This is a genomic window from Nocardia brasiliensis, from assembly GCF_042691675.1.
Taxonomy (GTDB): Bacteria; Actinomycetota; Actinomycetes; order Mycobacteriales; family Mycobacteriaceae; genus Nocardia; species Nocardia brasiliensis_D.
In genome coordinates this window covers 2680606-2694289 of the sequence record NZ_CP170507.1, presented here as the reverse complement: position 1 = coordinate 2694289, position 13684 = coordinate 2680606, and the positions used below count along the sequence as shown (strand labels likewise).

Annotated in this window: 12 protein-coding genes; 3 read left to right on the top strand and 9 right to left on the bottom strand. The window is 66.9% G+C overall.

What is annotated here, in order from left to right; all coding sequences use genetic code 11:
• Positions 1–98: 98 nt before the first annotated feature.
• Positions 99–1454: an FAD-binding oxidoreductase gene (locus tag ACFK0J_RS12610; protein WP_378739616.1), complete on the bottom strand. Its 1356-nt coding sequence runs from the start codon at positions 1452–1454 to the stop codon at positions 99–101.
• 71 nt (positions 1455–1525) lie between these two features.
• On the opposite strand from ACFK0J_RS12610, the gene ACFK0J_RS12605 reads away from it, so the two are divergent.
• The gene (locus tag ACFK0J_RS12605) at positions 1526–2422 is read left to right on the top strand and encodes a LysR family transcriptional regulator (RefSeq protein WP_378739614.1); all 897 of its coding nucleotides are present in this window, start codon (positions 1526–1528) and stop codon (positions 2420–2422) included.
• Positions 2423–2508: 86 nt separating this feature from the next.
• On the opposite strand, the gene ACFK0J_RS12600 is transcribed toward ACFK0J_RS12605, so the two are convergent.
• From ACFK0J_RS12600 to ACFK0J_RS12585, 4 genes are all read right to left on the bottom strand, one after another.
• Entirely contained in the window at positions 2509–3261 is a 753-nt protein-coding gene (locus ACFK0J_RS12600; RefSeq protein WP_378742801.1) for an amino acid ABC transporter ATP-binding protein, read from the bottom strand.
• 35 nt (positions 3262–3296) lie between these two features.
• Positions 3297–4208, bottom strand: a complete 912-nt coding sequence (locus ACFK0J_RS12595) for an amino acid ABC transporter permease (RefSeq protein WP_378742799.1) — start codon at positions 4206–4208, stop codon at positions 3297–3299.
• Between the two features lie 51 nt (positions 4209–4259).
• Entirely contained in the window at positions 4260–5123 is an 864-nt protein-coding gene (locus ACFK0J_RS12590; RefSeq protein ID WP_378742797.1) for an ABC transporter substrate-binding protein, read from the bottom strand.
• A 182-nt stretch (positions 5124–5305) separates the two neighbouring features.
• Positions 5306–6370 carry an isocitrate/isopropylmalate dehydrogenase family protein gene (locus ACFK0J_RS12585; protein WP_378742795.1) on the bottom strand — a complete coding sequence of 355 codons (1065 nt, stop codon included), beginning with the start codon at positions 6368–6370 and terminating at the stop codon, positions 5306–5308.
• Between the two features lie 266 nt (positions 6371–6636).
• Between ACFK0J_RS12585 and trxA the strand changes: the two genes are divergently transcribed.
• Positions 6637–7008: a thioredoxin gene (trxA, locus tag ACFK0J_RS12580; protein WP_378739612.1), complete on the top strand. Its 372-nt coding sequence runs from the start codon at positions 6637–6639 to the stop codon at positions 7006–7008.
• A 64-nt stretch (positions 7009–7072) separates the two neighbouring features.
• Here the strand turns inward: trxA and ACFK0J_RS12575 are convergent, their stop codons facing one another.
• Positions 7073–7507: a 2-keto-3-deoxygluconate kinase gene (locus ACFK0J_RS12575; protein ID WP_378739610.1), complete on the bottom strand. Its 435-nt coding sequence runs from the start codon at positions 7505–7507 to the stop codon at positions 7073–7075.
• Between the two features lie 351 nt (positions 7508–7858).
• Between ACFK0J_RS12575 and ACFK0J_RS12570 the strand changes: the two genes are divergently transcribed.
• Positions 7859–8170 (top strand): DUF6191 domain-containing protein, encoded by a 312-nt coding sequence (locus ACFK0J_RS12570; RefSeq protein ID WP_378739608.1) that lies wholly within the window; start codon positions 7859–7861, stop codon positions 8168–8170.
• A 131-nt stretch (positions 8171–8301) separates the two neighbouring features.
• Here the strand turns inward: ACFK0J_RS12570 and polA are convergent, their stop codons facing one another.
• From polA to ACFK0J_RS12555, 3 genes are all read right to left on the bottom strand, one after another.
• Entirely contained in the window at positions 8302–11010 is a 2709-nt protein-coding gene (gene polA, locus ACFK0J_RS12565) for a DNA polymerase I (RefSeq protein WP_378742793.1), read from the bottom strand.
• 161 nt (positions 11011–11171) lie between these two features.
• Complete coding sequence (locus ACFK0J_RS12560) at positions 11172–12848, bottom strand: DUF885 domain-containing protein (RefSeq protein ID WP_378739606.1); 1677 nt, start codon at positions 12846–12848, stop codon at positions 11172–11174.
• Positions 12849–12901: 53 nt separating this feature from the next.
• Complete coding sequence (locus ACFK0J_RS12555; protein WP_378742791.1) at positions 12902–13597, bottom strand: ABC transporter ATP-binding protein; 696 nt, start codon at positions 13595–13597, stop codon at positions 12902–12904.
• Between the last annotated feature and the right edge of the window lie 87 nt (positions 13598–13684).

Sequence of the window (13684 nt, the reverse complement as noted above, 5' to 3'; positions counted from 1 at the left end):
CAAAGTGATATCACTAGGCTAGCAGACCGATACCGCGATCGGCACTACCGGAAGCTCCCGCGAATCTCGGCGGAGGTTCGCGAGGGCGCGACAGCGGCTCAGTTCGCAGCGGGGCGGATGTTGCGGTTGAAGCGGAACACGTTGTGCGGGTCGTACTTTGCCTTCAGGGCGGCGAGGCGGGTGTAGGTGTCGGGGGCGTATCCGACGCGGGTTTGGGCCTCGTCGGCTTCGGCGCCCGCACCGTAGAGGAAGTTGAGGCTGTGGCCGATGGTCCAGGGGGCGAGGGCGGCGCGGATCTTGTCCTTGGCGGCGGTGGCGTCGTCGGGGTCGGTGATGACGCGAACGAGGTAGGCGGCATCGCGGTGGTCGACGACGGTGCCGGTCCGGCTCGGCGCGCCCAGTGCGCCGCCGAGGTGACGGATGTCGACGACGGCGTCGGAACCCGGTCCCGCCGCAGCGCGCAAGGCGGACAATGTTTCGCCGGTGAGGTTGCTGAGTAGCGCGTTGGTGGCGGCGTAGGCGTGCGGGTGGTCGGGGTCGCTGTGGATGGTGTGCGATTCGGTGTAGGGCATCGTGCGCAGGTCGTCCTTCAGCCGGTCGCCCACCGCACGCAGCGGCGCCACCAGCCGCTCACCCGCCTCGGCGGAACCGTTGTACGCGATGCGGAACGACGCCACATAGCGGCCGCGCAGCGCCGCGGGTACCTGCGGAATGTCGGGGAAGGTCAGCGTGGCGACAGTGGAAGTCAGCTCGTCGGGAACCGTTGCGGTCCATTGCCGCCAGACCTCCAGCGCCTGCTCGACCAGCGGAGTGTCGAATACCAATTGTCCGCCGTACACCTCGGTGACGGGCAGCAGGGCGAGCTCGACCGCGGTCACTACACCGAAGTTGCCGCCACTGCCGAGCACGGCACCGAACAGCTCGTCGCCGGGGACGAGCCTGCGGACCCGCCCGTCGGCGGTGACCAGCTCGACGGCGCGCACCTGCTCCGCCGCGTAGCCGAATTGCCTTGCCAGCAGCCCGATCCCGCCACCGAGCAAATAGCCGACCACGCCGACCGAGGGCGAGGAACCGTTCAGCGGTGCGAGCCCGTGCCCTGCGGCGGTCTCGACCAGGGCGCCCGCGCGCACTCCGGCGCCGATGCGTGCGGTCCGGGCGGCCGGGTCGATCTCGACGGCGGTCATCCGGCGGGTGCTGATCAGCACTCCCTCATCCGCCGCGACCGACAGCCCATGACCGGTCGCCTGCACCGAAACCGGAAGATTCTGGCGCGCAGCGTATTCCACTGCGGCGCGGACGTCCTCGGCGTGCACGGCGCCGACGACGAGGGCGGGCCGGTGCGTGTAGGCGGTCTGGAAGCCCGCGATCTCCTCCTTGTATCCAGCGTCGCCCGGACGGAAGACCGGGCCGGTGAAGGTGTCGATGTCGATGTTGTGTGCTGCGTTGTTTCCCATGACTCCGACGATGCTCGCCGCCGAGCCAGAAGTACAACAGATAGATCTTCTCGACTCTAGAATTGATAGTTATGGAACTGCGTCAGCTCCGCTATTTCGTCACCGTGGTGGAGGAAGCCAACTTCACCCGCGCCGCCGCGCGCCTGCACCTGGCACAACCCGGGTTGAGCGCGCAGATCCGGCAGCTCGAACGCGAGCTCGGTCAGCAGCTGCTCGACCGCGGCGGCCGCACGGTGACGCCCACCGAGATCGGGACGGCGGTGCTGAAGCACGCCCGCGCCGCACTCGCGGCTACCGAACGGATCACCCAGACGGTCGACGAATTCACCGGTCTGCTGCGCGGGCATGTTCGCATCGGCCTCATCTCCGGTGCCGCCACCGAGGAATTCGATGTCGCCGCCGTGCTGGCGGACTTCCACGACGATCACCCGGAGGTCGGCATCAGTCTCACCGAGGACACCTCCGAACGGATGCTCGCGGCACTGAGCCGCGGCGACCTCGACATCGCTTTGATCGGGTTGTCCGGCGGTCCAATGGATTCCGGCATCGGCCTCGATGTGGTGCTGGAAACGGCGGTGGTCGCCGCCGTGGCGGCCGACGATCGGACGCACGGCGACGAAATCCCGCTCACCGCACTGCGCGACCACCCACTGATCTGTCTGCCGCCCGGCACCGGCATCCGCGGCGTCTTCGAACGCTCCTGCGCCGCAGTCGGTTTCACGCCGAATATCGCCTTCGAAGCCGCAGCGCCCCCACTACTGCTCCAGCTTGCCGCGCGCGGACTCGGCATCGCCGTGGTACCTGCGCTCACCGCTGAAGAAGCAACAGCTTTCGGCGTGCGCACCGTCCGCATCGTCCAGCCCGAACTCCACGGCAGACTCGCCCTGGTTTGGCGCACCGACCGCCCAGGCACCCCCGCGGCGAAAGTCCTTCTGGGTCAACTACGCATCGCCCTTCGCCCGACCTGAAACAACCCAGCCGCACACCCTTTCCGTCAGCCGCACACCCGGTACACACGGTGTGCGGCCTGCGGAATGGGTGTGTGCGCCGTGTGTCAGAGGAGGCGGGACAGAAACGCTCGGGTGCGTTCGTGTTTGGGGTTGGCGAGCAGGTCGCGGGGCGCTCCCGCTTCGACGATCACACCGGCGTCCATGAAGACCAGCTTGTCGGCGACCTCGCGGGCGAAACCCATTTCGTGGGTGACCACGACCATGGTCATGCCCGACTCGGCGAGCTCACGCATAACCGCGAGCACCTCGCCGACCAACTCCGGGTCCAGGGCCGAAGTCGGCTCGTCGAACAGCATCAGCTTCGGGTCCATCGCCAGCGCGCGGGCGATGGCGACGCGCTGCTGCTGTCCGCCGGACAGCTGCGCCGGGTAGGCGTTCGCCTTCTCCGCCAAGCCGACTCGGTCCAGCAGCTCCTGCGCCCTGGTCACCGCCTCGGCCTTGCGGATTTTCTTGACCTGGGTCGGTGCCTCGATCACGTTCTCCAGCACGGTGCGGTGCGGGAACAGATTGAAATGCTGGAACACCATGCCGATTTCGCGGCGTTGCCGGGCGGCCTCGCGCGGGTGCAGCTCGTAGAGCTTGCCGTTCTTCTCCTGGTAGCCGACGAGCTCGCCGTCCACATAGAGCCGACCGGCATTCACCTGCTCGAGGTGGTTGATGCAGCGCAGGAAGGTGGATTTGCCCGAGCCGGACGGCCCGATGACACACAGCACTTCGCCGCGGCCGACCTCCAGCGAGACACCCTTGAGCACCTGCAACGCGCCGAAGTTCTTGCACACCCGGTCGGCGACGATCATCGGAAGAGCGTCTTTATCGAGGCTCACGTCCGCACTCATTTGGCCTTCACAATCGTCTGGGCATCGGCGAGCTCTTGTAGCTGCTTGCCGGTCAGCTGCCGGGACAGGCCGCGCGAGTAGTACCGCTCCAGGTAGAACTGCCCGACCATCAGCACGCTGGTGATCGCGAGGTACCAGGTGGCCGAGGCCAGCAACAGCGGGATCGGGCGCAGGTTCACGGCGGAGATGTCACGGGCCCGGCCGTAGAGGTCGATGCTGAGCGGGATCGCGGTGACCAGCGACGTGGTTTTCAACATGCCGATCAGCTCGTTGCCGGTCGGCGGGATGATCACCCGCATGGCCTGCGGCAGTACGGTCCGGCGCATCGTCAGACTCCAGGACATGCCGAGCGCCGTCGAGGCCTCGCGCTGTCCTTCACCGACGGAATTGATTCCGGCACGGACGATTTCGGCCATGTACGCGGCCTCGTTGAGGCCGAGGCCGATCACCGCGAAGGTGAATGCCGCCTGCAGGTGCTGGATGTCCAGCTCCAGCAGATGCGGGCCGAACGGGACGCCGAGCACGATCGTCGTATACAGCGACGGGAACAGGCCCCAGAACACCAACTGCACATACACCGGCGTGCCACGGAAGATCCAGAGATATACCCAGGCCGCCGCGCGCAGCACCGGGTTCGGCGAAAGCCGCATTACCGCGAGCACCGTGCCCAGCGAGACGGCGATCGCCATGGCGAGCACGGTCAGCTCGAGGGTGACCACCGCACCGGCGACGATCCGGCTGTCGAACAGGTACTTCGCGTAGATCTCCCAGCGATAGGCCGGGTTGGTCGCGGCACCGTAGAGGAAAAGCCCGACGAGCACCAGGATGAGCACGGCGGCGATCCACCGCCCCGGCCTGCGCAGCGGAACCGCTTTGATCGGTTCCGGCTCACCGGACAGGTCTGCCATACCGGGCCCGGGATCGCCGGGCTCCGGCTTGGTTTCGTTCGAAGTCATCGATCAGCTCACGGCACCGTTGATAACCGACTTGGTGATCGCGCCTTCCTCGACGCCCCAATTCTTCGCGATCTCCAGGTACTTTCCGTTGTCGATCAGGTGCTGCACCGCCTTCTGCAGCACGGCGGCCAGCGGCGAGCCCTTCGGAACCGCGTAGCCGTAGGGAGCGGATTCAAAAGCGGCACCGGCCTTTTCGAGCTTGCCCTCGCTCAGCTTGATCGCGTACGCGGTCACCGGAGAATCCGCCGACATCGCGTCGACCTGGCCCAGCACGACGGCGTTGGTCGCGGCGCTCTGCTCATCGAAGGCCTTCATATCGATGGGGGGCTTGCCTTCGGCCACGCACTTCGCGCTCTTGGCCGGTACCTCTTCAGTGTGCTCCACCGTGGTGGCCTGCACGGCAACGCGCTTGCCGCACGCGTTGTTCGGGTCGACCGGCTTGCCCTTCTGCTGCGCCCACTGGATGCCCGCGCTGTAGTAGGTGACGAAGTCGACTTCCTTCTCCCGCTCCTTCGAGTCGGTGATCGACGACGCGCCCACGTCGTAGGTACCGGCCTGGATCGCGGGAATGATCTTCTCGAAGGCGGACTCGACGTATTCGGCCTTGACGCCCAGGGTGGCGGCGACGGCGTCCATCAGGTCGATGTCGTACCCGATGATCTTGCCGCTCGGGTCCTTGTACTCGTTGGGCTGGTACGGGATGTTCACGCCGACAGTGAGCTTGCCGGACTGCTTGATCTTGTCGGGGAGCTGCGCCGCGATCGCGTCGACTTTCTCGACACCCTGCACCTTCTCCACGGCAGGTCCGGAGTCTTCGGTATTACTACAGCCCGTCAGGACAAGTGCGCCTCCGGCGAGTACGCACATCGCCTGCAGGGCGCGCCTGCCAAGAACCGATCGAACAGACACAGCAGCCCTCCACATTTCGGATTCAAGAAACCCGGGTGTCACCACCCGTTGGCAATCTAAGCGACCGAGACGCTTCGTGCTGGACAGTAACGGAAGATTGATCCGTTCCTTGCTGAACACTCCGAGCTACCACACTCTGACTACCGGCGGTGGACCCTAGCACAAACCTGTTCGGTGAACTCACTGGTCGATGCGAGTCCGCCCAGGTCCGCGGTCGCGATGCCCGCCTCGAAGGTGGCCGCGACGGCTCGTTCGATACGCTCCGCGGCGTGCCCGAGGGTACCGCCTGCCGCGCGAGTTGCCAACCAGCGCAACAACATTGCCGACGACAGTTGCAGAGCGGCCGGATTCGCGCGGTTATGCCCGGCGAGGGTGGGCGCGGCGCCGTGCACGGCCTGTGCCATGGCGTGTTCGGCCGAGCAGTTGAGCGAAGCCGCCAGGCCGAGCGAGCCGCTCAGCTCGCCCGCGAGGTCGGAGAGGATGTCGCCGAACAGGTTTTCGGTGACCAAAACGTCGTAGTCGGCGGCGGCGCGGACCAGATGTGCGGCGGTGGCGTCGACGTGTTCGTCGTCGACCCGCACTCCTGGATAGGCGTGGGCAATCTCATAGCAAACGTCACGGAACAGGCCCATGGTCATCGGCAACACGTTGGCCTTGTGCACAATGGTGAGTCGATTGCGACGCATCGCGGCGAGCCGCAGCGCCTCGTGCGCGATTCGCTCACACGCCTGCCGGGTCACCACGCCGACCGCCATCGCCACGTCCTCGGTCGGCCGGAACTCCCCCGATCCGGCGAACATATTGCGATCGGCGTAGAAACCTTCGCTGTTCTCCCGGACGATTACCAGGTCGATCTTCGGCGCCGCCGCGTGCACGCCGGCGAATGCCCGGGCCGGGCGGATGTTGGCGTACAGGCCGAATCGCTTGCGGATGGTGCCGCCCGGCGCGACCGCGGTGCGGTATTTCGCCGGGTAGGAGGCATTGTCGTGCGGGCCGAGGAGCCAGGCGTGCACGTCGTCGAGCGCGGTCAGGGTCTGCTCCGGCAGCGGATCGCCGTACTCCTCGATGGCTCGATGGCCCATGAGCAGCGGCACCCATTCGATCGGCGCGGCGCCCACCGCCGACACCGCCTCGTCGACGACCTGCCGGGTGGCGCGCACCACTTCGGGGCCGATGCCGTCCCCGTCGATGAGTCCGAGCCGCATCCGCTGCGCATTCGCGTCGTTCACCGCACCATCCTCGCGTCGAGCCGCGCGTGCCCGCGCACCGCCCCACCCAGTCGGGCGGTGACCGCTATTTCCTGGAGACCGGGGGGTGTAGTCGGCCGAATCAGGGGGTGTCAGCCCGCCTCTGCCGGGGAAGACCTCATTGAGGACAACAACCCGACTCGGCATCCGTTGGCCGCCGCGGCCGTGGAAGATAAAGACAACGGCCGGCGTTACAGCTGGCATACCGAATACGAGAGGACGTCATGGCCACCCAGACGCTGACCGAACAGAATTTTGACGAGGTAGTCACCGGAAACGACGTGGTACTCGTCGATTTCTGGGCTGATTGGTGCGGCCCGTGCAAGAGCTTCGCACCCACCTTCGAGGCCTCTTCGGAGAAGCACGCCGATGTCGTGCACGGCAAGGTCGACACCGAAGCCCAGCAGGGGCTCGCGGCCGCCGCCAATATTCGTTCCATCCCGACCATCATGGCGTTCCGCGAGGGCGTGCTGGTCTTCGCGCAGCCCGGCGCGCTGCCGCCCGCCGCGCTGGAGGACCTGGTCACCCAGGTGAAGGAACTGGACATGGACGAGGTGCGCAAGCAGCTCGCCGAGCAGGCCAACGCCGAGCAGTAACTCGCCGCGTCGAACCGCAAGGGCCGTCCCTCTCATCGGAGAGGGACGGCCCTTGTTTCGGTTCTCAGCTACCGAGCAGATTGACGCCGGCGATCATCGCGCGAACCGTCGATTCGGCGCCGTCGTCGGCCAGTGCCGCACCCCAGCCGCGCCTGCCGTTGCATTCGCACTGCACGAAGGTCGCGGTGCCTTCGCCGGTTTTGCGCTGGTGGAACTGCAGAATCTCGACGTGGTAGCCCTCCTCGTAGAGGGCGGAGGTCATTGCCGCGACGAGGCTGCCGGAGGCGACGACCGTGCGCAGGTGGTCGGCGAACTCCAGCGTGACGGCGAAATCCGCGGACCGGCTACCCGCTGGCGACCAGTCGTTGAGCCGGATCGGCCCGGTGTGTTCGCAATAGCGGTGGTGGAATTGGGCCGGTGTGAGACCGGCACTTTCGGCGCGCAGGCCCTTGGGCGCGGCGGCATGGAACGTGTGGGTATCGAGAGTGAGGATTGTCATTGAAAGTAGGTCTTCCCGAGGAATGTCGTGGCTCAGTTGACAGAGGGGACCAGCACTAACAAGTCATTCAGCCCGCAGCGAGGGGGCCGGTCCGAATCAGACCCCGCTACGGCGGGTTACTACGAGAAGTCGCCGCTGCGCCACCATCGCGGTAAGCGGAAGTAGCACAACGCTGTCGCGGTCTGCGACGTTGAGCGCTGCGCTGTGGCGGTCGGCGGGATTCGGCACGCGCTTGAGGATAGGGACATCTCGGCGCAATAGCAACCACATTTACTGCCCGTTTTGTCTACTGGCGAGTATTGTTTACCCAGCTCAGGCCCGGCGGCCGCGCAGCCGCGTACCTTCGGTGCCATGGGTGCTCTCCTCGCCATGACCATCCCCGGTCTGGCCATCCTGCTCATCGTCGTCGCCTTCGCCGAGGTGCTGTGGAACAGGCTCACCGGCAGCCGGATCCTGCCGTGGACGCGCGAACGCTCCGGTAGTCCGATCTCGGCCACCGGCTTCGAGGAAGTGACCGCCGTCTTCCAGGGGTCCAAGCAGTACGAGTTCGAGCAACGGCTGACAACGCTGATGCACAAGGAAGACAAGTCCGACGGCGCACCCCCGCGCGACGAAGTAGACCTCACCTCCGGCTCGGCCCGCCTCATCCGCCACCAGCCTTAACGACTTGCCAACGCCCCGACCCGCCGCGCGCACGACTTATCCCGCCGCGCACGAAACAGCTAGCGAATTCGTGCGCGGTCTGCGAAAAGGCGCGCGGCGGGCGGGCTTTGGTGTGATGTAGACCGGGGGGCTCAGTGTGCGGCGTTATCCCAGCTTCGGCCGGTGCCGACCGAGACGTCCAGGGGTACCGAGAGGTGGATGGCGGCCGACATTTGTTCGCGGGCGAGGGCTTCCAGGGTTTCCCGCTCGCCGTCGGCGACTTCGAACAGCAATTCGTCGTGGATCTGCAGCAGCATCCGGGAGCGCAGGCCGGCCTCCTGGATCGCCTTGTGCACGTTGATCATCGCGACCTTGATGATGTCGGCGGCGGTGCCCTGGATCGGGGCGTTGAGGGCCATCCGCTCGGCGGCCTCGCGGCGCTGTCGGTTGCTGGAATCCAGGTCGGGCAGGTAGCGACGCCGGCCGAACAGGGTGGAGGTGTAGCCGACCTTGCGGGCCTGCTCGACCACCTCGTACAGGTAGTCGCGGATGCCGCCGAAGCGCGCGAAGTAGACGTCCATCTGCTCCTTGGCCTCGGTGGTGCTGATCTTCAGCTGCGCGGCAAGGCCGTAGGAGCTCAGGCCGTAGGCGAGACCGTAGGACATCGCCTTGATCCGGCGGCGCAGTTCGGGGGTCACCTCGGCGATCGGGATGTCGAACGCCTTGGACGCCACGAAGGTGTGCAGGTCTTCCCCGGAATTGAACGCCTCGATCAGGCCCTCGTCGGCGGACAGATGCGCCATGATGCGCATCTCGATCTGGCTGTAGTCCGCGGTCATCAGCGACTGGTAGCCCGAGCCGACGACGAAGGTGTCGCGGATCTGCCTGCCGGTGTCGGTGCGGATCGGGATGTTCTGCAGGTTCGGCTCGGTGGACGAGAGCCGACCGGTGGCGGCGATGGTCTGGTTGAACGTGGTGTGGATGCGCCCGTCGTCGGCGACACACTTCAACAGGCCGTCGACGGTCACCTTCAGTCTGGTGGCGTCGCGGTGTTCGAGCAGATGCTGCAGGAACGGGTGCTCGGTCTTCTCGAACAGCGATTCCAGCGCATCGGCGTCGGTGGTGTAGCCGGTCTTGGTGCGCTTGGTCTTCGGCATGTCCAGCTCGTCGAACAGCACCACTTGCAGCTGCTTGGGCGAGCCGAGGTTGATCTGTTTGCCGATCACCTCGTAGGCCGCGTTGGCCGCCTCGGTCACCTTGTCGGCGAACTGGCGCTGCAAGGTCTCCAGCTGGTCGGTGTCGACCGCGATGCCCGCGTCCTCCAGGTCGGCGAGCACGCTGAGCAGCGGCAGCTCCATGTCCTCGAGCAGCGGGACGGATTCGATCTGCTCGAGCTCGGTGTCCAGCGCGGCGGCGAGGTCGGCGACGGCCCGGGCGCGCAGCATTTCGGTCTGCGCGACTTCGGCGTCGACGGTGTCCTCGTCGTCGAGCAGCGAGAGCTGCGGGGTCTCGTTGGTCTCGGCCCGTAGTTCGCGGCGCAGGTAACGCAGCGAAAGGTCGTCGAGGTTGAAGCTGCGCTGGCCGGGACGCACCAGGTAGGCGGCCAGCGCGGTATCGCTGGTGAGTCCGCCGAGGGTCCAGCCGCGCCCGCGCAACGCGTGCATGGCGGCCTTCGCCTCGTGCAGCGCCTTCGGCACGGCCGGGTCGGCGAGCCAAGCGCCGAGCGCCGCTTCGTCTTCCGGTGTCAGCACGGAGACGTCGATGTAGCCGCTTTCGCCGTCGGCCGCCGCGATGGCGAGCGCGCGCACGTCGCCACCGCCGGGCGTGCCCGAGCCGACGATCGAGACGCCCTGCCGGGCACCGGCTTTCGCGTGCTCGGCGAGCCAGTCGGCCACCGCGCCCACCTCCAGCGCGCCACCGCTGATCTCGAAGCCCGCCTCGGCCTCCGGCTCCTTCGGGGCCAGCGTCTCGAACAACCGGTCCCGCAGCACGCGGAACTCCAGATCGTCGAAGAGCTGATGGATCTTGTTGCGGTCCCACGGCGCCTGCGCCAGTTGGTCCGGCGTGTAGGGCAGCGGCACGTCGCGGACCATCTCGGTGAGCTGACGGTTGAGCACCACGTTGCTCAGGTTGGCGCGCAGCGCGTCGCCGACCTTGCCCTTCACCTCGTCCACCTTGTCGACGAGTGCGTTCAGGTCACCGTATTCGCGAATCCACTTGGCCGCGGTCTTCTCGCCGACGCCGGGAATGCCGGGCAGATTGTCGCTGGGGTCGCCGCGCAGGGCCGCGTAGTCCGGGTACTGAGCCGGAGTGAGCCCGTACTTGGCGAACACCTCGTCGGGGGTGAACCTGGTCAGATCGGAGACGCCCTTGCGCGGGTAGAGCACGGTCACGTTCTCGTTGACCAACTGGATGGCATCGCGGTCACCGGAGACGATCAGCACCCGGAAGCCCTGGGCCACCGCCTGCGTGGTGAGCGTGGCGATGATGTCGTCGGCTTCGAAGCCCTCGATCGCCATCACCGGGATGCCCATCGCGCCGAGCACGTCCTTGGTGAGTTCGACCTGCCCACGGAATTCGTCCGGGGTGGCGCTGCGGTTCGCCTTGTACTCCGGGTACGCCTCGACGCGGAACGTCTTGCGGTTCACGTCGAAGGCCGTCGCGATGTGGCTCGGCTTCTCGTCGCGCAGCAGGTTGATCAGCATCGCGGTAAAGCCGTACACCGCGTTGGTGGTCTGCCCGGTGACCGTCTTGAAGTTCTCCGCCGGTAGCGCGAAGAACGCGCGATAGGCGATCGAATGCCCGTCCAGCAACAGCAGAGTCGGCCGGTCTCCCGGTGCGGATTCGCTGGAGCCGGACACGGTGGCGGGACGCTGAGCGGTCGTGGGTGAACTCACGCCCAAGAGTCTAGGGACCGCCACCGACAAGGTGATACGCCGACACCCGCGCCGACCCCGTCGGGTGCCGACCGCGCCGCACAGTGACGTAGGTAACTACGGCGGTGCGACGCCGCCACGCGCACTCACAACGTCGCGACGAGCTCCCGCAGCACCGGCAAACTGACCGAGCCGGAGCCGAGCACCACATCGTGGAAGGCCTTGATGTCGAAGGCGCTGCCGAGCCGCTCGGTGGCCGCCAACCGCTGCCGCCGGATCTCCAGCTGACCGATCTTGTAGCCGACCGCCTGCCCCGGCATGGCGATATAGCGGTCCACCTCGGTGGTGATCTCGGCGATACCGACCGGCGCGTTGGCCACCATGAAGTCGATCGCCTGCTGCCTGCTCCAGCCTTTCGCGTGCAGACCGGTGTCGACGACCAGGCGGCAGGATCGCCACGAATCGCCCGACAGCATCCCGAGCCGCCCCAGATCGTCCTCGTACAAGCCCATTTCGTCGGCGAGCCGCTCGGTGTAGAGCGCCCAGCCCTCGACGAACGCGGTGTTCGCGTAGGAATGCCGCTGGAAGCGCGGCAGGTGGTCGAGCTCGTTGGCGATGGTGAGCTGGAGGTGATGGCCGGGAATGGCCTCGTGGAAGGCCACCGAGGCCGTCTCGAACTGCCCGCGACCGGTGGGGTGGTACTGGTTGACGAAATAGGTCCCGGGCCGGGAACCGTCCGCGGCGGGGGCGAAGTAGTAGGCCGCGGGCGCGTCCGCGGCGAGGAATTCCGGCACCGGCACGATGTCGCACGATTCCTTGGGCAGCCTGCCGAACCAGTTGCCCATTTCGGCGGTCGCCGAGGTGAGTGCCCGGCGGGCGTCGAACATGATCTGCTCGCCGTCGGCGTAGCGCAGCGCGGGATCGTCGCGCAGCCTGCCGAAGATCTCGCCGAGGTCGGCGGTGCCGAACAGCCGCTCGCCGATGGTCGCGTATTCCTCGCGCAGCGCGGCGAGCTCGGTCAGCCCGAGTTCGTGGATCTCGTCGGCGCCGAGGTCGGGCAGGGTGGTGTGGTAGCGCAGCTGGCGGCGGTAGATGTCCTCGCCGTCCGCACCGAGCCAGCACAGACCCGGCTTGTCGTCGGGACGGCTCACCGGCAGCAGCTCGTCGAACAGCGTTTCTCGGTAACTCTGGAACGCCGGGCGGATGACTTCCCGTGCCACCTCGGTCAATTCGGCGCGCCAGTCGGCCGTACCGGCCCAGTCCGGCGGACCGGCGAGGGTGACGAACGGATCTTCGGACAGCTCCGAGGACAGGTATCCGTCGAGCTGGTTCAGCGACCGCTCGATGGTGATCCGCGCGGGCACCCGGCCCGCGGCGAGGCCGTCCCGGAACCGCGCGACGGCCTGGCTCAGCATGGTGCCGAACTGCCGGTACCGCTGGACGAGCGCGAGCGCGTTCGCCGGCTGCGGCGCGTTGGTCTGCGGCGCCAGCGTCAGCGCATAGGCGTGCACGCCCTCCATCTGGTCGGCGGCCATCTCCAGCGGCCGCCACTCCAGCCGCTCGACCGCATTGGTCAATTCGGTGCGCAGCAGGCTGCGGGTGATGCGGTCGGTCTGGTCGAGCGGTTCGGCGTCGAGTGCCTCGACCTGACGCAGCAGTGCGCGCCAGGTCGAGAGCAACCGCTCTTCGGCCGCGACGGACAGGTCCTCGATGCGATCGTCGAACCGCCGGTCGCCGAGCAACGTCGCATCACTCGGTTTGGCTTCCAGGAAGGAATCCCAGTACCGCTCGGCCAGACCCATCAGCTCATCGTGACCACTCATGGTCATGATCATGCCTCGAGGACGGCCTTGCGGCACTGGGGTTTACCGCTGGACTAGCCGACGCCCAGGTAGGCCGACTTGACCGCGGGATCGGTGAGCAACTCCGCGCCGGAGCCGGTCTTGGTCACCTCGCCCGTCTCCATGATGTAGGCGCGGCTGCTGCGCGAGAGCGCCTGCTGGGCGTTCTGCTCGACCAGCAGCACCGTGGTGCCCTGCTGGTTGATCTCCGAAATGATCCGGAAGATCTGCTGAATGATCATGGGCGCCAAGCCCATCGACGGCTCATCCAGCAACAGCAGTCGCGGCCTGGCCATCAGCGCCCGCCCGATGGCCAGCATCTGCTGCTCACCACCGGACAGGGTGCCGCCCACCTGCTTGCGCCGTTCCGACATGCGCGGGAACAACTCGAACACCCACTCGAGCGTCTGGCTGTACTCCGCCTTCTGCTTGAACGGCCTTCCGTAGCAACCCATGTCGAGGTTTTCCTGCACCGTCATGCCGGGGAAGACACCCCGGCCCTCCGGCGCCTGGATCAGCCCTTCACCCACCCGCTCGTGCGCCTTCATGTGGGTGATGTCGCGGCCTTCGAAGATGACCCGGCCGCGAGTCAACGGCAGCAGCCCGGACAGCGCGCGCATGGTGGTGGTCTTGCCCGCGCCGTTCGCGCCGAGCAAGGTCACCAGCTCGCCCGGTGCCACCCGCAGCGAAATCCCGTGCAGCGCTTGAATTCTGCCGTAGTTGACGACCATGTCCTCGACCTCGAGCAGTGCGTCCGTGCCGCTCTTTGCCAGACCGACGGTCTGCTCGCCGGTGCCTGGTTCTTTGTTCGATACCAT

Bases quoted from the DNA above. Each gene is read 5' to 3' on its own strand.
- ACFK0J_RS12610 (WP_378739616.1), bottom strand. From the start codon at position 1,454: ATGGGAAACAACGCAGCACACAACATCGACATCGACACCTTCACCGGC.
- ACFK0J_RS12605 (WP_378739614.1), top strand. From the start codon at position 1,526: ATGGAACTGCGTCAGCTCCGCTATTTCGTCACCGTGGTGGAGGAAGCC.
- ACFK0J_RS12600 (WP_378742801.1), bottom strand. From the start codon at position 3,261: ATGATCGTCGCCGACCGGGTGTGCAAGAACTTCGGCGCGTTGCAGGTG.
- ACFK0J_RS12595 (WP_378742799.1), bottom strand. From the start codon at position 4,208: ATGGCAGACCTGTCCGGTGAGCCGGAACCGATCAAAGCGGTTCCGCTG.
- ACFK0J_RS12590 (WP_378742797.1), bottom strand. From the start codon at position 5,123: ATGTGCGTACTCGCCGGAGGCGCACTTGTCCTGACGGGCTGTAGTAAT.
- ACFK0J_RS12585 (WP_378742795.1), bottom strand. From the start codon at position 6,370: ATGCGGCTCGGACTCATCGACGGGGACGGCATCGGCCCCGAAGTGGTG.
- trxA (WP_378739612.1), top strand. From the start codon at position 6,637: ATGGCCACCCAGACGCTGACCGAACAGAATTTTGACGAGGTAGTCACC.
- ACFK0J_RS12575 (WP_378739610.1), bottom strand. From the start codon at position 7,507: ATGACAATCCTCACTCTCGATACCCACACGTTCCATGCCGCCGCGCCC.
- ACFK0J_RS12570 (WP_378739608.1), top strand. From the start codon at position 7,859: ATGGGTGCTCTCCTCGCCATGACCATCCCCGGTCTGGCCATCCTGCTC.
- ACFK0J_RS12560 (WP_378739606.1), bottom strand. From the start codon at position 12,848: ATGAGTGGTCACGATGAGCTGATGGGTCTGGCCGAGCGGTACTGGGAT.
- ACFK0J_RS12555 (WP_378742791.1), bottom strand. From the start codon at position 13,597: ATGGTCGTCAACTACGGCAGAATTCAAGCGCTGCACGGGATTTCGCTG.